18 protein-coding genes and 1 pseudogene are annotated in these 17,980 nt (G+C 71.9%); 9 read left to right on the top strand and 10 right to left on the bottom strand.

Annotated elements, in window-relative coordinates; genetic code table 11:
- Nucleotides 1–9 precede the first annotated feature (9 nt).
- A complete protein-coding gene (locus tag EG812_RS24970; protein WP_233579622.1) occupies nt 10–1,014 on the top strand; it encodes a phosphotransferase in 1,005 nt (334 codons plus the stop codon).
- A gap of 6 nt (nt 1,015–1,020) precedes the next feature.
- On the opposite strand, the gene EG812_RS24975 is transcribed toward EG812_RS24970, so the two are convergent.
- The 5 genes from EG812_RS24975 to EG812_RS24995 form a co-directional block, all read right to left on the bottom strand.
- The gene (locus EG812_RS24975; RefSeq protein ID WP_126712971.1) at nt 1,021–2,829 is read right to left on the bottom strand and encodes an IucA/IucC family protein; all 1,809 of its coding nucleotides are present in this window, start codon (nt 2,827–2,829) and stop codon (nt 1,021–1,023) included.
- Nucleotides 2,826–3,404: a GNAT family N-acetyltransferase gene (locus EG812_RS24980; RefSeq protein ID WP_126712972.1), complete on the bottom strand. Its 579-nt coding sequence runs from the start codon at nt 3,402–3,404 to the stop codon at nt 2,826–2,828. Before EG812_RS24980 ends, EG812_RS24975 begins: the two co-directional genes overlap by 4 nt.
- Nucleotides 3,401–4,681, bottom strand: a complete 1,281-nt coding sequence (locus EG812_RS24985; protein ID WP_126713018.1) for a lysine N(6)-hydroxylase/L-ornithine N(5)-oxygenase family protein — start codon at nt 4,679–4,681, stop codon at nt 3,401–3,403. Before EG812_RS24985 ends, EG812_RS24980 begins: the two co-directional genes overlap by 4 nt.
- Nucleotides 4,682–4,716: 35 nt before the next feature.
- Nucleotides 4,717–6,240: a pyridoxal phosphate-dependent decarboxylase family protein gene (locus tag EG812_RS24990; RefSeq protein ID WP_126712973.1), complete on the bottom strand. Its 1,524-nt coding sequence runs from the start codon at nt 6,238–6,240 to the stop codon at nt 4,717–4,719.
- 140 nt (nt 6,241–6,380) lie between these two features.
- Nucleotides 6,381–7,412 carry an ABC transporter substrate-binding protein gene (locus tag EG812_RS24995; RefSeq protein ID WP_126712974.1) on the bottom strand — a complete coding sequence of 344 codons (1,032 nt, stop codon included), beginning with the start codon at nt 7,410–7,412 and terminating at the stop codon, nt 6,381–6,383.
- Between the two features lie 71 nt (nt 7,413–7,483).
- Here EG812_RS24995 and EG812_RS25000 point away from each other — a divergent pair.
- The 6 genes and pseudogenes from EG812_RS25000 to EG812_RS25025 all read left to right on the top strand — a co-directional run bounded on the left by EG812_RS25000 (nt 7,484) and on the right by EG812_RS25025 (nt 13,730).
- A pseudogene (locus EG812_RS25000) lies at nt 7,484–8,580 on the top strand (FecCD family ABC transporter permease).
- Complete coding sequence (locus EG812_RS25005; RefSeq protein WP_126712976.1) at nt 8,577–9,599, top strand: FecCD family ABC transporter permease; 1,023 nt, start codon at nt 8,577–8,579, stop codon at nt 9,597–9,599. Before EG812_RS25000 ends, EG812_RS25005 begins: the two are co-directional and overlap by 4 nt.
- Nucleotides 9,600–9,628: 29 nt before the next feature.
- Nucleotides 9,629–10,435, top strand: a complete 807-nt coding sequence (locus tag EG812_RS25010; protein ID WP_126712977.1) for an ABC transporter ATP-binding protein — start codon at nt 9,629–9,631, stop codon at nt 10,433–10,435.
- Between the two features lie 76 nt (nt 10,436–10,511).
- A complete protein-coding gene (locus EG812_RS25015; protein ID WP_126712978.1) occupies nt 10,512–12,554 on the top strand; it encodes a penicillin acylase family protein in 2,043 nt (680 codons plus the stop codon).
- Nucleotides 12,547–13,131: a GNAT family N-acetyltransferase gene (locus tag EG812_RS25020; RefSeq protein WP_126712979.1), complete on the top strand. Its 585-nt coding sequence runs from the start codon at nt 12,547–12,549 to the stop codon at nt 13,129–13,131. Before EG812_RS25015 ends, EG812_RS25020 begins: the two co-directional genes overlap by 8 nt.
- A 62-nt stretch (nt 13,132–13,193) precedes the next feature.
- Nucleotides 13,194–13,730 (top strand): RBBP9/YdeN family alpha/beta hydrolase, encoded by a 537-nt coding sequence (locus EG812_RS25025; protein WP_126712980.1) that lies wholly within the window; start codon nt 13,194–13,196, stop codon nt 13,728–13,730.
- A gap of 89 nt (nt 13,731–13,819) precedes the next feature.
- On the opposite strand, the gene EG812_RS29775 is transcribed toward EG812_RS25025, so the two are convergent.
- Together EG812_RS29775 and EG812_RS25035 are read right to left on the bottom strand one after the other, a co-directional pair.
- Complete coding sequence (locus EG812_RS29775; RefSeq protein ID WP_233579623.1) at nt 13,820–14,659, bottom strand: MmcQ/YjbR family DNA-binding protein; 840 nt, start codon at nt 14,657–14,659, stop codon at nt 13,820–13,822.
- A 7-nt stretch (nt 14,660–14,666) separates the two neighbouring features.
- Complete coding sequence (locus tag EG812_RS25035; protein ID WP_199743943.1) at nt 14,667–15,149, bottom strand: hypothetical protein; 483 nt, start codon at nt 15,147–15,149, stop codon at nt 14,667–14,669.
- A 194-nt stretch (nt 15,150–15,343) separates the two neighbouring features.
- Here EG812_RS25035 and EG812_RS25040 point away from each other — a divergent pair, with 194 nt between their 5' ends.
- Nucleotides 15,344–15,625 (top strand): hypothetical protein, encoded by a 282-nt coding sequence (locus EG812_RS25040; protein ID WP_126712981.1) that lies wholly within the window; start codon nt 15,344–15,346, stop codon nt 15,623–15,625.
- Between the two features lie 22 nt (nt 15,626–15,647).
- The gene (locus tag EG812_RS25045) at nt 15,648–16,415 is read left to right on the top strand and encodes a hypothetical protein (protein WP_126712982.1); all 768 of its coding nucleotides are present in this window, start codon (nt 15,648–15,650) and stop codon (nt 16,413–16,415) included.
- On the opposite strand, the gene EG812_RS25050 is transcribed toward EG812_RS25045, so the two are convergent.
- Genes EG812_RS25050 through EG812_RS25060 form a run of 3 tightly spaced genes read right to left on the bottom strand, consistent with a single transcriptional unit; the run spans nt 16,412 to nt 17,969 of the window.
- The gene (locus EG812_RS25050; RefSeq protein WP_126712983.1) at nt 16,412–16,582 is read right to left on the bottom strand and encodes a GNAT family N-acetyltransferase; all 171 of its coding nucleotides are present in this window, start codon (nt 16,580–16,582) and stop codon (nt 16,412–16,414) included. The genes EG812_RS25045 and EG812_RS25050 overlap by 4 nt on opposite strands.
- 50 nt (nt 16,583–16,632) lie before the next feature.
- Nucleotides 16,633–17,340: a RibD family protein gene (locus tag EG812_RS25055; protein WP_126712984.1), complete on the bottom strand. Its 708-nt coding sequence runs from the start codon at nt 17,338–17,340 to the stop codon at nt 16,633–16,635.
- Nucleotides 17,337–17,969: a GTP cyclohydrolase II gene (locus EG812_RS25060; RefSeq protein ID WP_013733791.1), complete on the bottom strand. Its 633-nt coding sequence runs from the start codon at nt 17,967–17,969 to the stop codon at nt 17,337–17,339. Before EG812_RS25060 ends, EG812_RS25055 begins: the two co-directional genes overlap by 4 nt.
- Nucleotides 17,970–17,980: the final 11 nt, after the last annotated feature.

Genomic DNA, 17,980 nt, shown 5'->3' on the forward strand with positions numbered 1-17,980 from the left:
CCTGTGCCGGTGCCACCGCTGAGCCCCACCCAGCAGGTCCTCTCCCCCGACGACGTGGCCGACTACATCGCCGCCTCGTTCGGCGCAGACCGGCAGGTCGCCGACTGCGGGCCGCTGACCGGCGGCGGGTTCGCCACCGTCTGGTGGGTACGCCTCGACGACGGCGCAGACGTCGTCCTCAAGGTCGGGCCACCGTCGCACGTGCCGCTGCTGCGCTACGAGACCGGGATGCTCGCCGCCGAGGCCCGCTACTTCCGGCTGGTCGCCGCCCGGGCCCCGCAGGTGCCGGTGCCGCCGGTGCTGCACCACGGTCGCGACACCCGCCTCGGCGAGTGGCTGGTCACCGGCCGGCTGCCCGGCCGGGCGCTGCCCGACCTGGACGGCGCCGGCGAGGGCGCACGCTACGACTTCGGGGCGACGATGGCCACCCTGCACCGGATCACCGGTGACCGGTTCGGCTACGACGCCGGCCGTACCGGCGGCACCACCTGGTCGGCGGCGTTCGCGGCGATCATCGACGATCTGCTCGCCGACGCCGCCGACTGGAACGTCACCCTTCCCGCGCCGCCGCAGCGGTTCCGCGAGCTGGTGGCCCGGCACACCGACCTGCTCGACCAGGTACGCCGACCCGCCCTGCTGCACTTCGACGGCTGGGACGGCAACGTGCTGGCCGCGCCCGACGCGCACGGGGCGTACCGGATGTGCGGGCTTGTCGACGGCGAACGGTTCCTCTACGGCGACCCGATGCTGGACCTGGTCTCCCCCCTGCTGTTCCGGCGCGCCGAGGACGAGCCGGAACATCCGTTCCTGCACGGCTACGCCGATGCCGTCGGCACGCCGCTGGTCTTCGACGACCGGGTACGTCGCCGGTTGGCGTTGTACCGGATGCACCTGCACCTGCTGATGACCGTGGAGATGCCCAGCCGGGGCATCACCGTCGACAACGACCCCGGCCGACACACCCTGCTCGCCGAGCTGCTCGACCGCGACCTGGCGGACCTGAGCCGCGGCTGATGCCGGTCACCCGGCCGTTGGTGTGAAGCGGGCCAGGGGGTTGGTGAGGGCGCCGACGAGTTGCAGGGCGGCCGACGGGTCGGCCAGGTCGACCATCTGCTGGTTGTCGCGCAGTTGCAGCCGGTTGAGGCAGGACAGGGCGAACTCGGGGGCGAACAGGTCGTAGCGGGCCAGGCGGTCGGCCAGGTGGGGTACCCGGGCGGCATAGTCGGTGGCGCAGTCGGCGACCGTACGCCAGAAAATCTCCTCGTCGGCGATGCCCTGGTCGGCGAGAGTGGCGCCGAGGAAGCGGAAGAAGCAGTCGAAGACGTCGGTGAAGATGGACAGCAGCTTCATGTCCTCCGGCACCTCGGCGCGGATCCGTTCCACCGCCGGTGGCAGGGTGGCCTCGGTGCTCATCACCACGATCTCCTCGGCGATGTCCTTGAAGATCACCCGTTGTACGGCGTGGTCGCGCAGCACCAGGATGACGTTCTCGCCGTGCGGCATGAACGCCAGGTCGTAGGCGTAGAAGGCGTGCAGCAGCGGGGTGAGGTAGGCGTGCAGGTAGCGGCGTAGCCATTGCGCCGGTGCCAGCCCGGAGGCGGTGATCAGTTCGGCGGCGAAGGACCGGCCGTCGGCGTCGACGTGCAGCAGCGAGGCCATGGTGGCCAGCCGTTCGCCGGGGGCCAGGGTGGGCACCGGGCTCTCCCGCCACAGCGCGGCAAGCATCTTGCGGTACGGCGAGTAGCGGTCGGTGGCGGCCTCGTACTGCCGGTTGCGGTAGCCGACGGCGGCCCGTTCCCGGATGATCGTCAGGCCGGTGGCCCGGAACACCTCGTCGGCGGCGATCAGGTCGGCCAGCCAGTCGTTGATGGCCGGGGTGGCTTCCATGTACGCCGCCGACAGTCCTCGCATGAAGCCCATGTTCAGCACCGACAGCGACGTCTTGACGTAGTGCCGGTGCGGCGCGCTGACGTTGAATAAGGTGCGGATCGACTGCTGGGCGAGGTAGTCGTCGTCGCTCTCACCGAGGTGCACCAGGCGGCGGCGGGCCACCTCACCGGCGAAGGTGACCGACAGCTTGTTCCACCACTGCCAGGGGTGCACCGGGATGAGCAGGTAGTCGGCCAGGTCCAGGTCGAGGGCGGCCATGGTCTGGGCGAACCGGGCCAGGGTCGCCTCGTCCAGTTCGGTGCGGAGCAGGGTGGCGTAGTCGAGGTCGGCGGCGCTGGTGAAGGTGGCGTGGTCGCGGTGGGCGGCCAGCCAGATCAGGCGTACGGGTCGGGCGGCCTCGGGGGCGTAGCGGTGGTATTCGTCGACGCCGAAGCCGAGGCGGCCGTTGTTGGCCACGAAGCAGGGATGCCCTTCGGTCATCGACGTCTCGATGGTCTGGAAGTCGGCCTCGATCAGCTTCGCCGCCGCGGGCAGGGCCCGGTCCAGTTTGTAGGCGCTGCCGGCCAGGGTGGAGCTGATCTCCTCCAGGTAGACCGGCAGGATCCGGTCGCTGAGGCCGAGCGAGGTGCGCAGGTCCAGGCAGAGGTCGACGGCGTCGAGGGGTTGCGGTCGGCCGTCGTGGTGTCGGGTGATGCTGTCCGGGTCGATGTCCCAGTGCTCCAGGATGCGCAGCCGGGCGGTGAACCGGTAGCGGACGGTGCCGCAGTCGCTGGTCACCGCGTACCAGCGTGCTCCGGTGGGGTCGGTGGCGGGGCCGTCCGGCTCGGGGGTGATCAGCCGCTCGTGGGCGAACTCGGCCAGCGCCTTGCGTACCAGCAGCCGGTTGGCCCGCTCCCAGGTCTGCGGGCGCAGGTGGGCGACCGGGTCGATGGTGGTCACAGGGTTGCTCCTTGGCTACGGGTGGCGGCGAGGAACCGCTCGCGGGTGCAGATGCTGAGCAGGGCCTGCTTCTCCGGTTTGGCGATCGGGCCGATCACGTCGAAGCCGACGGCCGCGTTGAGGGCGTGCACGGCGGTGTTACGGACGTCCGGCTCGACCACCACCCGGGCGGTGTCGGGGTCGGCGAACAGCCAGGACATCACGGTGGTGAGCACGGCGTGGGTGAAGCCGTGCACCGGGGTCTCGGTCGGCGCGCAGAGGAAGTGCATGCCCACGTCACCGGGCTGGGCGTCGTAGAGCCCGACCAGCTCGACCTGGGCCGGGTCGTACCGTTCGGCGAGGAAGGCGGGCTCGCCGCGCCACAGTCCGAGGAAGGCGTCGTGGTGCGGATGCACGGCGATCCGCTCGTACTCCTCGACGACTGCGGCCAGGTCGGCGTCCTGCATCAGCCAGAACGCCGCCTTGGGGTGGGTCACCCAGCGGTGCAGCAGCGCAGCGTCGGTGGCCACGTCGAGCGTACGCAGGGCGAACTCGCCGAGCACCGGATCGGTCCGGGTGTGCACGGTGGCGCTCATGCGGGCACCCCGAACTCCTGGAAGGTGATCGACTTCTCGATCGGGTACACCTCCCGGCCGACCAGCTCGCGGATGATCCACGAGTTGCGGTACGGGCCCATGCCGAGATCCGGTGAGGTGATGCTGTGCGTGTGGGTGCCGCCGTTCTGCAGGAAGATCCCCCGCCCGGTGTGGTCGACGCTGTAGTTGCGGGCCACGTCGAGGCGACCGTGGCCGTCGAAGCGCAGCCGGTCGCGGATCGGGTCGCAGAAGGCGGGCACCTGGTAGCGGTAGCCGGTGGCCAGCACCAGTCCCTCGGTGTCCAGGGTGTGGTCGCGTCCCTGCTCGACGTGGCGCAGCCGCAGGGTGTGCCGGCCGGTGGACCGGTCGTAGGTGACCCCGGTCAACTCGGTGTTGGTCAGCAGTCGGGTGTTCACCGGGCCGGGCACGCTTGTGGCGTAGAGCAGGTCGAAGATGTCGTTGACCAGGTCGGCGGAGATGCCCTTGAACAGCCCCTTCTGCTCGGCCTCCAGGTCGTAGCGGGTCTGCTCGGGCAGGGCGTGGAAGTAGTCCACGTAGTCCGGTGAGGTCATCTCCAGGGTCAGCTTGGTGTACTCCAGCGGGAAGAACCGGGGTGAACGGGTCACCCAGTTCAGCTGGTAGCCGTACGTGCCGATGTCGGAGAGCAGGTCGTGGTAGATCTCGGCGGCGCTCTGCCCGCTGCCGACGATGGTGATGCTGCGTTTGGCGCGCAGCGCGTCACGGTGTTCGAGGTAGCGGGAGTTGTGCACCGCGTCGGAGTCCAGTCCGGCGCAGGCTTGCGGCAGGTGCGGCGGGGTGCCGGTGCCGAGCACCAGGTGCCGGGCCCGGTGGGTGACGGTGTCGCCGCCGACCGTGGCGGTGACCACGTACTGCTCGCTCGTCGGGTCGTACTCGACGGCGCTGACCTGGTGGCCGAAGCGCAGGTTGGGCAGCTTCGCGGCGGCCCACCGGCAGTACGCGTCGTACTCGGCGCGCAGCGGGAAGAAGCTCTCCCGGATGTAGAAGGGGTAGAGCCGGCCGATCTCCTTGAGGTAGGCGAGGAAGGAGAACGGTGAGGTGGGGTCGGCCAGGGTGACCAGGTCGGCCAGGAACGGGGTCTGCAACCGGGACGACTCCAGCAGCATGCCGGGGTGCCAGGAGACGTCGTCGCGGGCCTCCAGGAACAGCGCGTCGATCTCGGCGATCGGCGCGGTCAGGCAGGCCAGACCCAGGTTGTACGGCCCCAGGCCGATCCCGATGACGTCGTAGCTGTCCATCCGCTCCTCCAGTCGGGAATTCTGCGTCGGCATGCTCAGCCCACCCGGCAGGGCACGGCGGGGGTGGACACGGCGTGGGTGTGCGCGTACCGGCCGGCGTGTTCGGCGATCAGGTCGAGCACGTACGCCACGTCGTCGGTGCTGGTCGCCGGGTTGAGCACGGTGAACTTGAGGTACTGCCGGCCGTCGACCCGGGTGCCGGCGACCACGGCCAGGCCGGAGGCGGCCAGCGCGGACCGGGCGTGCAGGTTCGCCGCGTCGGCCAGCTCCGCCGGGGTGCCGGCGGGCCGCCAGCGGAACACCACAGTGCTCAGCGCCGACGCGGTCAGCACTTCGAACCGGGGGTCGGCGGCCGCCAGCTGCCACGCCTGGGCGGCCCGGTCACAGACCTCGTCGAACAGTTCGCCGATGGCGTCGGGGCCCATCACCCGCAGGGTCAGCCAGAGCTTGAGGGCGTCGAAGCGGCGGGTGGTCTGCAAGGACTTGTCGACCTGGTTGGGGATGCGTTCGGCGACCATCCGGGCCGGGTTGAGGTAGTCGGCGTGCCAGGTGGCGTGCCGCAGCGTATGCCGGTCGCGGACCAGCACGGCGCTGGAGCTGACCGGCTGGAAGAACGACTTGTGGTAGTCGACGGTCACCGAATCGGCCCGCTCGATGCCGTCGAGCAGGTGCCGGCGGGTCGGCGAGACCAGCAACCCGCAGCCGTACGCGGCGTCGACGTGCAGCCACACGCCGGAGGTGCCGCACACCTCGGCGATCTCGTCGAGCGGGTCGATGGTGCCGAAGTCGGTGGTGCCGGCGGTGGCGACCACCGCCAGCACGGTCAGGCCGGCCCGCCGGCAGCGGCTGATCTCGTGGCGGACGGCACCGGCCCGCATCCGCCGGTCCGGGCCGGTCTGCACCACCACGACCGCGTCCGGGGCCAGGCCCAACAGCTTGGCGGCCTTCTGCACGCTGAAGTGACCCGCGGCCGAGGTGATGATCCGCAGGTGGGGCAGCAGGATCCGTCGGTCGGTCGGGCTCGCCCCGGCCAGGGCCTCCTCCCGGGCCAGCAGCAGCGCGTGCAGGTTGGACTGGGTGCCGCCGCTGGTGAACACGCCGTCGGCGGCCGGGCCGAGGCCGATCCGGGCGGCGGTCCAGTCGATCAGGCGTCGTTCGATCAGGGTGGCGCCGGCGCTCTGGTCCCAGGTGTCCATCGAGGAGTTGACGGCGCTGAGCACGGCCTCGCCGAGCAGGGCCGGGATGACCACCGGGCAGTTGAGGTGGGCCAGGTAGCGCGGGTGGTGGAACCAGACGGCGTCGCGCAGGTACACCTCGTCGAGTTCGTCGAGGGCGGCGGTGGTGTCGTGCAGCGGCCGGTCCAGGTCGATCGCGTCCACCAGCGGTGCCAACTGCTCCGGGCGTACGCCGGTGAACGGGCCGGTCGCCTCGGCGACGCGCCGGGCCACCCGGTCGGCACCGGCTGTCACCGCGGCTCGGTAGTCGTCGACTGTGCCGTCGTGGAACAGGTGGGCTCGGGCGGCGCTCGGCGGTGGCGCGGTGTGCACCGGCAGGGTCATGGACGTGTCCTCCACGCTCGGCGGTTCGGTTTCCGGGCAGCCTGAACCCGCCGCCCGCGCGGCGCGCGGCGGGTTGGCGTCGATGAGGGTGGTGGGTGGACGACCGGCGGTCACGGGTCACGCGGGTCGTCCGTGGCGGGTCAGGTCAGCTTCTTCGCGCCCTGGATCGCCTTGGCGAGGTCTTCGAGCAGCGGGGCGGCACCGGCGTACGAGAAGCGGGGCACCGCGTCCCATCCGGTCACCTGGCCGGCCTGCACGGCGGGCAACTGCTTCCAGGTGGGCTTGGCGGCCAGGTCGGCCGGTTGCAGGGCGGTGCTGCGGTTGTCGAGCAGGATCAGGTCGGCCGGGAACTTGCCGGCGTTCTCCCAGCTGAGCGCCTCGAAGTAGTCGCCGGACTCCAGCTTGGTGGGCACCACGATGTCGACGCCGAGTTCGGCGAAGTACATCAGGTCGGTGCTGACCTTCGGGTTGGAGACGTAGAACAGGTCCGGGCTGCCGGAGGCGGCCAGCACCTTGATGCCGGGGTTGGCCTTGACCGCCTGGCGTACCGCCTCGGCGGCGGCCTCGAAGCGCGCCTTGGCGTCGGTGACCTTCGGTGCCGACAGGTCGGCGCCGAGGGATTCGGCGAGTGCGGCGTAGCGTGCGATCGGCTTGGTCATCGGGACGCGGGCGGTGGTGATGGTGACCACCGGTGCGAGCGGGAGGATCTTGTCTTTGCTCTCGTCCGGGACGTACCAGTAGGCCCCCGGGTCGTACATGTGGGTGACAAGCAGTTCCGGGCGCAGCGCCGCGTACTTCTCGACGCTGAACTCGCCCCAGACGTTGCCGAGGATCTCCACGCTCTCCACGTCCAGGTCGCCGGCCTGTGCTTCCTTGCTGCCGTCGGCCTTCTTCGTCTCGCCGAAGACGCCGACCACCTCGCGCCCGAGTCCGAAATCGACCAGGGCAGCCGCCGAGCCGGTGAAGGCCACCACCCGGGCGGGCCGCGCCGGCGCGGTGACCGCCTCCGGGCGGTCGTCGGTGAACGACCACGGCCCGGAACCGTTGCTGGTGCTGGATTTTTCAGCCTCGTCCCGCCCGCAGCCGACGAGCACAGCGGTGAGGGCGGCGGCGCCACCGGCGGCGAGCAGGCCGCGACGGGAGAGGCGGCGGGCGGAAACGGGATCAGGCATGGCGTCGTCTTCCGATCAGGGTGTGCGGATGGCCATGGACAGCCGCGGTTAGGCTAACCTAACCTAACTGCCTGTCAAGTCCCGCACGGCGTTTCGCACCGCACTGGAGTTCACACTGTCCGTCACCGAGTCGCCTCCCGCCGCGACACCACTGCGGGACCAACCACCGCCGCGGGCAGGTCATGCCGCGTCACGCGCCGCCGGCCTCGCCGTCGCCGCGCTGGCTCTGGTCGTCGTGGTGGTGCTCAGCATCGCCGTCGGCGCCAAACCGATCCCCCTGACGCAGGTGTGGGCGGCCCTCACCGATTCCGGTGCCGTCGACTACGCCGTCGTGCACGAGATGCGCCTGCCCCGAACCCTGCTCGGGCTGCTCGCCGGCCTGGCGCTCGGCACGGCCGGCGCGGCGGTGCAGGCGCTGACCCGCAACCCGCTCGCCGACCCCGGCCTGCTCGGCATCAACGCCGGTGCCGCCGCCGCGATCGCCACCGCCTCGTTGCTCTTCGGTGTGGGCGGCGGCACCGGCCAGGTCTGGTTCGCCCTCGGCGGCGCCGCCGCCGTCACCGTGGGCGTCTACGCCGTCGGCGGTGGCCGTACCGCCACCCCGGCTCGGCTGGCGTTGGCCGGCGCGGCGCTCAACGCGGCCCTGTACTCGTACGTCAGCGCGGTGATGCTGCTCGACTCCGCCGGGCTGCAGCGGCTGCGGTTCTGGACCGTCGGCTCGCTGGCCAGCGCCGACGACGCCACCGTACGGCGGGTCCTGCCCTTCATCGCGGTCGGTCTGGTGGCCGCGCTGGCCGCCGCGCGACCGCTCAACGCGTTGGCCCTCGGCGACGACACCGCCCGCGCCCTGGGCGCACGGCCGGCACTGATCCGGGCTGCGGTGATCGTCGCCATCACGCTGCTCTGCGGCGCGGCCACCGCCGCCTGCGGACCGATCGTCTTCGTCGGGCTGCTGGTGCCGCACCTGGTGCGTACGCTCACCGGGCCCGACCTGCGCTGGCTGCTGCCGTACTGTGCGCTGCTTGCGCCGGTGCTGCTGCTCGGCGCCGACGTGCTCGGTCGGGTCCTCGGCCGTCCCGGCGAGTTGCAGGTGGGGCTGGTCACCGCCGTGCTCGGCGGTCCGCTGTTCCTCTGGCTGGTGACCCGGACGAGGACGGCCCGCCCATGATCGTGATTCGGGTTCCGGGCCGCCTGTCGTTGCGGCTGCACCCCCGCGCCCTGGCCGTCGGGACGACCGGCCTGCTGCTCACGCTCGCCGTCGGTGTGCTGGCCGTCGGCCACGGCGACTATCCGATGTCACCGGCCGACGTGCTGCGCACCCTGACCGGTGGCGGCAGCCCCGCCGAGGATTTCATCGTCACCCAGTTGCGCCTGCCCCGGCTGGTCACGGCGTTGGCCGTGGGCGCCGCGCTCGGGCTGGCCGGTGCGGTGTTCCAGGCCCTGGTCCGCAACCCGCTGGGCAGCCCGGACGTGCTCGGCTTCACCCAGGGCGCGGCGACCGGCGCGCTGATCGTGGTGGTCGTCGGCGGCAGCAGCGCCGCCCTGGCCGGGGCCGCCGCGATCAGCGGTGTGCTCACCGGTCTGCTGATCTACCTGGTCGCCTGGCGGCGCGGCGTGCACGGCTACCGGCTGGTGCTGGTCGGCATCGGCGTGTCGGCCATCCTCACCGGCGTCAACGGCTACCTGCTGACCCGCGCCCCGCTGATGGAGGCGGCCCGGGCCATGCTCTGGCTCACCGGCAGCCTCGACGGCCGCGGCTGGTCCGACGCCGCACCGCTGCTGGCCGCCCTCGCGGTCACCGTGCCGGTGCTGCTGGCCTGCGGCCCGGCACTGCGGATGACCGAGTTGGGCGACGACGCTGCCACCGGGCTCGGCGTACCCGTGCCCCGGCTGCGGATGCTGCTACTGGCCACGGCGGTCATCCTGGTCTCCCTGTCGGCGGCCGCCGCCGGCCCGGTGTCGTTCGTCGCCCTCACCGCCCCGCACCTGGCCCGTAGGCTGACCCGGGCACCCGGCACCAACCTGCTGCCCGCCGCGATCATCGGCGCGCTGATCATCGTGGTCGCCGACCAGGTGGCGCTGCGGGCCTTCCCCAGCCAACTGCCGGTCGGCGTGGTGACCGGGGTGCTCGGCGGCGGCTACCTGGTCTGGCTGCTGGCCACGCAGCGTCGGGCGGGCCGGCTGTGACCCGCGACAACGAGAACGGAGCAACAAACATGCCGACCTCCCGGCTGGGTGGCAGCGGGCTGCGGCTGGCCTACGAGCGGCGAGTGGTCGCCGACGACCTGACCGTCGCCGTGCCCGACCAGTCCTTCACGGTCATCATCGGCCCGAACGCCTGCGGCAAGTCGACCCTGCTGCGGGCGTTGTCCCGGCTGCTGAAACCGGCGGTGGGGGCGGTGCTGCTCGACGGTGAGGACATCCAGCGACGGCCGGCCCGGGCGGTGGCCCGTACCCTCGGGCTGCTGCCCCAGTCACCGATCGCACCGGACGGCATCGGGGTGGCCGACCTGGTGGCCCGGGGCCGCTACCCGCACCAGGGGCTGCTGCGCCAGTGGTCCCGCGACGACGAACGGATCGTGGCCGAGGCGATGGCCGCGACAGGTGTCGCCGACCTGGCCGACCGGCTGGTCGACGAGCTCTCCGGCGGCCAGCGGCAACGGGTCTGGTTGGCCATGGCGCTGGCCCAACAGACCCCGCTGCTGCTGCTCGACGAGCCGACCACCTACCTGGACATCGCCCATCAGATCGAGGTGCTCGACCTGTGTGCCCGGCTGCACGAGGAGCAGGGCCGTACCCTGGTCGCGGTGTTGCACGACCTCAACCACGCCGCCCGCTACGCCACCCACCTGATCGCGATGCGCGACGGGCGGGTGGTGGCCGCCGATGAGCCGCGCCGGATCGTCACCGCCGAACTGGTCGAGGAGGTCTTCGGGCTGCCCTGCCGGGTCATCGACGACCCGGAGACCGGCACCCCGCTTGTCATCCCGGCCGCCCGCGTCCGCACCGGAGGTCGGGGATGAGCGAGCGCAGCGAGCGAATCATCAGGCTCAGTGCGGTGGTGCCTCATGCCGGCACGCAGCGCAGCGGAGTGCCGGCATGAGCGCGCGGTGGTACCGCGACGGGTACGGGATTCCGCATCTGCGCGCCGACGACCACGAGGCGCTGGCGTTCGCCCAGGGCCGGGTCACCGCGCGGGACCGGGCCTGGCAGATCGAGGTGGAACGGCACCGCTCCCAGGGCAGCAGCGCCGCCTTCCTCGGGCCGGAGGCGCTGGCCTGGGACAGCTTCGCCCGCCGGGTGCGGCTGGACGACACCGCCCGCCGCTGCCACGCCGCCCTCGACCCGGCGACCGCCGCATGGGTGGGTCGCTACGTCGACGGGGTCAACGCCGGGCTGGCCGCCGGTGCGGCACGCGCACCCGAGTTCACCGCGACCGGGCTGAGCCCCGGACGCTGGGAGCCGTGGACGCCGCTGGCGATCTGGCTCGGCCATCATGTGCTCTTCGCCGGCTTCCCGGGCAAGCTCTGGCGCGAACACGTGATCCGTCGGCTCGGTCCGGGCGCGGCCCGGCTGTTCGCCGTCGACGGGCACGTCACCTCCGGCAGCAACGGCTGGCTGCTCGCCGCCGAGCGCACCGCCACCGGCGCAGCGCTGATCGCCGGTGACCCGCACCGTTTCATCGAGGCCCCCGGCATCTACCAGCAGATCCGGCTGGCCTGCCCGGAGTACGACGTGCTCGGCTTCGCCGTGCCCGGCGTACCGGGCATCGCCCACTTCGGGCACGCCGGCACGGTCGCCTGGGCCATCACCAACGCCTCCGCCGACTACCAGGACGTGTACGCCGAACGGCTGCGCCGCGACGGTGACGGCGTGCAGGCGTACGGGCCGCAGGGGTGGCAGCCGGTGCACCGGCACGTCGAGACCATCGAGGTGGCCGGTGCTGATCCGGTCGAGGTCGAGGTGATCGAGACCGAGCGGGGGCCGGTGATCTCCGGCGGTCCCGACGAGCAGCCCGAGGTGACGGTCAGCCTGCGGTATCCGCCCCGGGTCACCGGCGACCTCGGCTTCGCCGTACTGCCCGCGCTGCTGCGCGCCCGTACGGTCGGCGATCTGGACGCCGCCCTCGACGGCTGGGTGGAGCCGGTCAACGTGGCGCTGGCCGCGGACACCGCCGGTGGGCTGCTGCACCGGGTCGCCGGCCGGGTGCCCCGCCGCCACGCCGACAACGGGCTGCGGGTGGTGCCCGCCTGGGAGTCCGCGTACGCCTGGCAGGGCTGGCATCCGATGCCGAAACGCCCGGTCGACCAGGTCGCGGTGATGGCCAACGAACGCAGCATCTCCGCCGGCCTCGGGGTGGAGTACGCCCCGCCGTACCGGGCCGACCGGATCCGTGAGCTGCTCGGCGAGCGCACCGACTGGCGGGCCGAGCAGATGGCGTCCGTGCACACCGACACCTACCTGGCGGCGGCCGGACCGCTGCTGGAACTGCTCGCCGACGTCGACGGACTCAGCGCGCCGGCGCAGACGCTGCGGGATCGGCTGCTGGGCTGGGACCGCCGGATGGCCACCGACAGCGTCGACGCGGCCCGCTTCGCCGACCTGCGGACGGCGGTGGTCCACGCGCTCGCCGCCCACCCGGCGCTGGCCGAGCTGACCGCACCACCGGCCCACCCGGAGGTGTTCACACCCTGGCTGACCCTGCTGCCCCGGATCGGGTACGCGCTGCCCTCGCTGCTGCGCGCCGACCTACCCGGCCTCGACCCGGCGGAGCTGGTGCGGGCCGCGGCCGAACAGGTCGCCGCGGCCGACGACACCCGCCGCTGGGGTGAGCGGCACCGGCTCGCCCCGTGGCGGGCGCTGCCCGACCCGGCCGCCCCACCCGGACCGGAACTGGCCGGTGACCACGACTGCGTGCTGGCCACCTCCGGCATCCCCGGCGTCACCGACCTGTGCGGACGCGGCCCCGCCGCCCGCTACGTGTGGGACCTGGAGCGTCGGGAGAACAGCCGGTGGGTGGTGCCGCTGGGCGCCACCGGCGCCGGGCCGCACCACGACGACCAACTGCCCCTGTGGGTACGCGGCGAACTGATCGAGGTGACAGGCGACTGGGACCTGCTGACCGAGGAGCACGATGACTGACCACTACCAGCGGCAGGTCCCCGGCTTCGGGACGGTCACCTTCCGGCCGGTCGACCCGGACGCCGACGCCGCGGTCATCCACGGCTGGACCAGCCAGGAACGGGCCCGGTTCTGGGGGATGCGCGACGCCGACCGCGACCGGGTCGCCGAGATCTACCGGTACGTCGACTCGCTGCCCACCCACCACGCGTGGCTGACCCTGCGCGACGGGCAGCCGGTGGCGCTGTTCCAGACCTACCAGCCCGAACACGACCCGGTCGGCGAGTGCTACCCGGTACGCCCCGGCGACCACGGCGGTCACCTGCTGATCGGCACCCCGGTCCGCCCCGAGCCGGGCTTCACCGGCACCCTGCTGGCCGAGTTCATCGCGTTCGTCTTCACCGACCCCACCCGGCTGCGGCTGGTGATGGAGCCGGACGCCCGCAACGACAAGGCGATCGCCCGACTGAAACGGGCCGGTTTCGTCGAAGGGCCCCTGATCGACCTGCCGCACAAGCGGGCCCGGCTGATGTTCCTCGACCGCGCCCCAGACTCCGCCGACGGCCCACCCGCCGCCGTTTCGGCGCACGGGCGGTGAACCGGCCCGCCGATTGTGTCGGACCCGGGTGATTGGATCGGCGAAACGCGAACGGGGGCACGGTGGGACGCAACGCGATCATCTTCCACGGGACCGGCGGCAGCCCGGACAACTGCTGGTATCCCTGGCTGGCCGGGCAGCTCGCTGGCCGGGGATACGCCGTCGAGGTGCCGCACCACCCCGGCATCAACGTCGAGCCGATCACCACGTTCCTGCCGAAGGTGCTGGGCAGCCACACCTTCGACGGGGACACCGTCCTGGTGGGGCATTCCGGCGGGGCTGCCCTGCTGCTCGCCCTCCTGGAACACCTGGACGTGACAGTCGCCCAGGCGATCCTGGTCGCCGGCTACTGCACCCCGCCCAACACGGAGGATGAGCCGGTCCTGCAACCGAGCTACGACTGGGCCGCGATCCGCGAACACGTGCGGGACATCTACTTCGTCAACTCCCGCACCGACCCGTACGGCTGTGACGACCGGCAGGGACACGCCATGTTCGAACGGCTCGGCGGCACCCAGATCGTGCGCGACGACGGGCACTTCGGCGACTACGACCAGCCGTACGAGCGGTTCGACCTGCTCGACCGACTCATCCCCTGAGGAGCCGCGCCAGGTCGGCCGTACATGTCGCCCGCCGCATGGCCACCGCCGCCCGCGCCGGTGCCTTCGGTTGAGCGGCTGCGGGATGCTCAGGGCCGCCGGGCGTCGAGCCGCGCGATCCGGCGGGCCCCGGCCGTGAGTCGATAGCTGGCGTCGAGCAGCTCGCCGACCTCGTCCCAGCTGGTGTCGTCGGTCAGGTCCACCCCGACCCAGCCGGAGGCGCCCAGGTAGGCCGGCACGAAGCACCGCTCCTCCGTCAGCAGCGCCGCACGCTCCTCGGGGTCGACAAGCACCATCACCGACTGGTCGTGCTGGTGATAGACGCCGTCGACCTTCACCGAACCGCCGTAGTAGGCGAAGACCTTTGTGGTGAAGAAGGCGGGACGCCCGTGGGAGACCTTCTCGGCCGCGTCGGGAAAGGCCAGGGCGAGGGTCCGCACCCGGCCCAGGACCGGGTCCGCCTCGTCGAACATGATGGGATGCGGCATATCAGAAGGTAACCACATCCTGGCTGCCCCGCGATGCCCTGCATCACCGGCCCGCGAGTGCGTGTCACCCTCGCCCCCTCGCACGTCTCCGCCGCCGTTTGCCGCACCCGACCGTCGGACGGCCGACTCCCGCCCATCGACTGACGAGCTACCGCGCACGAAAGGTTGCATGGTCCAGTAGGGAGCGACGGCGGTCGGTATCGAGCCGACGGCGAGGACCCATTCGTCGCCGAGCGTGCCGACGACGAGGTCACCGATGTCGAACCGCAGCACCAGACCAGCGCAGCTCAGGTCGCCGTCCGGGCCGATGATCACGGCGCCGTCGACAAGTCCGGCCCCGACGAACCCGGACAGGATGCCCGGACGCAGCGCCGGGCCGACCCTCGTCTCCCCGTGCTCGCCCATGTCGTAGGGGCGGTACGGCTCCTCCTTCGCCCGCATCAACTGGTCACCGCTGCCGTGCAGACCGACGGGCAGGGCCGATTCGAAGCAGCCACGCGTGTAGCAGGCTCGTGGCGTCGGGCTCGCATCGTCTGCCGTACCAGTGCCGGGCTTCCGTCACCGTTTCGAGCCGTCGACCCGCCATGTCGTCCAGCCAGGATGCGACCATCCGGGGGGCGCTGAACCCCGCGTACGGTGTCGGGTGTTCGATGCCCAGGGCCTGCCACACGGCGCGGGCGGTGGCCTCGTGGACGTCTCCCGTAGCTGTGTCGACCTCGGTGGTGAGCACGTCGGTCACCGTGACCTTCGCCGCTGCCGGAAGGCCGCGCAGCGCCCACCGAGCGCCCAGGTCGGCTTCCCGTCGGTGTGCTGCGGTGACGGCGGCGGTCACCTCCACCTCGGGCACACTCGATGGCTCGACCTCGACGGTGACCGCAGCGAATCGCGAGGTGCGGCTCGTCTGCCGCCGCAGCCGGTAGGTGGTCGTCATCCCGATGACTCCAGCCGCAGCGGATCCACCACCGCTGCGATGATGGAATTGTCGTCTCCGGGTACGGACGCCACCGCCCGCGCTGTTCATCGCCCTCCGCCAGCGCGTCGTGGTCGACCACAGCGACGGTCAGGCCGGCTTCTCGGGCGGCCTGCGCCTCGTCGGCAGATGCACGCCCCTTCTACGGTGAGCACATGTGGTGGTATCTCCTGCTCGCCGGCATCGGGCTCGCCATGGGCATCACGGTCCTGATCTACAGGCGTGGCCGTCGTCGGCCGCAGACCGTCGAGGAGAAGGCGGCAGCAGCCCGATCCGCCATGCGTGCCATCCGCCGTGGTTCGCCGCGCCCTGGTCGCGGCGTTGTCGGGCGGGGCCGAGGGGTGCCCGACCGGCACTCCGCCGCCATCGCGGAGAACGCCGCCTATGGCGACGCGGCACAGTTCGGCTCAGGCGGTGGCGGAGGGGGAGCGGACTGACAAGCGACGGGAGCTGCTGATCATGAATGAAGGCTCACCCGGCGCACCGGCCGAACGAACGTGGCGGTGGTGGCCTGCGCTGCGGCTCGCTCTGGTTCTCCTCTGGCTGCTCGCGGCGATGACGACCTGGTGGACGGCTCCCCGGCAGCAGGGCTACGAGCAGGCGAGGGCGGACGCCGCTGCCGGCCGAATCACGGCATACCAGTGGGGCGACCGATGGGACGCCAGCAGCCCTCCACGATGGTTCGACACTCCCGCCTTGCACAGCTCCGGCACCCTCGGTCCCCTGTTCGCGTGGAGAACCCCCGACGGCCGGAGGCACTGGACCGACACCGACACGTTCGACCAGGTGACCATCACCGACACCGTCGACAATGGCAGCTACTCCGGACCTGGCGCCATCGGTGTCGCGCAGGACCTGCGAGCCTCCGGCCTCGAACACCGGGCCGGCGCACTCCACCTACCGACACCCGTCGTCATCTGGGCGGGTCTCGTCCTCGCTGCCATCTCTGTCGGCGTCGTCGTCGCCGGACCGGCTCCGGTCCGGGGCACTCGGTGGTTCTGGTTCTGGCTGATCTCCATCACACCGTACGGCCTCGGGCTGCTGTACTGGTGGGCCCGGGAGCACCCGTGGTCGACTTCGGCGACTCCGGCCGGGCACGTAAACCGGCGAGACCGCGGCATCCTTGGTCTCGGTCTGGGCATCCTCGCGTCGATCCTGATCAGCCTTGCCCTGCTGGCCCTCCACACAGCCCTCGGCGACAGGTGGGCGCCACAGCCCGGCACCTAGCCCCGCGCGTTGGCGTCCCATTCGGTGCCGAGTAGCCCGAGAACGACCTGGTCAGCGAAGTCCCCATGCACCCATGCCGCGCGACGCAGGGTGCCTTCGCGCACGAACCCGGCCTGGGTGGCTGCTCGGATCATCGCGACGTTGTCGGCCAGCGTCTCGACCTGCAACCTGTCAGCTCGACAGGCCGCGGACCGTCAGCACGAGGGGACCCGGACGCTCAGGCCAATTCGCAGCGTTCCGACAGGGCGTAGCGGGTCAGCACCACGTCGCCGATCTGGCGGGCCTCGACCACCTGGGCGCGCCGGGCGGAATGCCACGGGAACCGGCCGTCACCGACGAAGCGGGGTGCCCGACGGTCGCCCACGAAGAAGGGGGCCACCACCAGGTGCAGTTCGTCGGCGAGCCCGGCGGTGAGGAACTGGCCGTGGACCAGGGCACCACCTTCCACAAGCAATCGGCGTACGCCCCGGTCGGCCAGGTCGGTCAGGGCCCTTGCCAGGTCGACCGGGTCACCGGCGTCGACCACCGTGGCCCGCTCCCCCACCCGGTGCCGGGTCTTCTCGCACGCGGCGCTGGCACAGTAGACGATCCGTTCGGTGTCACCGACGGTGAAGAACCGGGCGGTCGGGTCCAGGTCCCCGCAGCCGGTCACGGTCACCCGGATCGGGGACTCCGGCAGGCCACGGGCGATCCGGTCGGCGCGGCGGCGGTCGCAGCGCACCAGCAGGCGGGGGTCGTCGCGACGGACGGTGCCGGCACCCACCAGGATGGCGTCGCAGCTCGCGCGTACCTCGTCGACCCGGTCCAGGTCGGCGTCGTTGGACAGCATCAGTCGTTCGTCGGTGGCGTCGTCGATGTAGCCGTCGATCGAGGTGGCGCAGCTGAGCAGCACGTACGGCCGGCGGGCCGTGGCCTGGCCGGTCACCGGACGGCGGGGAGGTCGGCGGCACGGGCGGCGCGGCTGGCCTTCGCCGCCAGGTAGTCGGCGTTGGCCGGGGAGAGGAACACGCCGGTGGGCACCTGCTCGGTCACGGTGACGCCGAGCCGGCTCAACTGGTCGGTCTTCTCCGGGTTGTTCGTCAGCACCGCGATCGGCCCGACGCCCAGCGCGGTGAGCATCTGCGCGGCGACCGTGTAGTCCCGCTCGTCCTCGTCGTGGCCGAGGGCGACGTTGGCCTCGAAGGTGTCCAGCCCGGCGTCCTGCAGGGCGTACGCGTCGAGCTTGGCGTACAGGCCGATGCCGCGACCCTCCTGCCGCAGGTAGAGCAGGTACCCGCCGACCTCGGCGATGCGCTGCACAGCCTCGCGCAACTGGGGACCGCAGTCGCAGCGCTGGCTGCCGAACACGTCGCCGGTCAGGCACTCGCTGTGTGGACGGACCAGCGGCACCGCCCCGGCGGCGGTGTGGTCACCGAGGGCGAAGGCGAGGTGCTCGCGACCGTCGACCAGCCCGTCGAAGGTGTGCAGCCGGGCGGTGGTCTGGTATCCGTCGGAGAAGCGCAGCGGCACGGTGACCTGCGTCCGGATGGTGGCGGCAGGCAGTGATTCGGACATGGCTCTCCTCG

Source organism: Verrucosispora sp. FIM060022 (assembly GCF_003977705.1).
Lineage (GTDB): Bacteria > Actinomycetota > Actinomycetes > Mycobacteriales > Micromonosporaceae > Micromonospora > Micromonospora gifhornensis.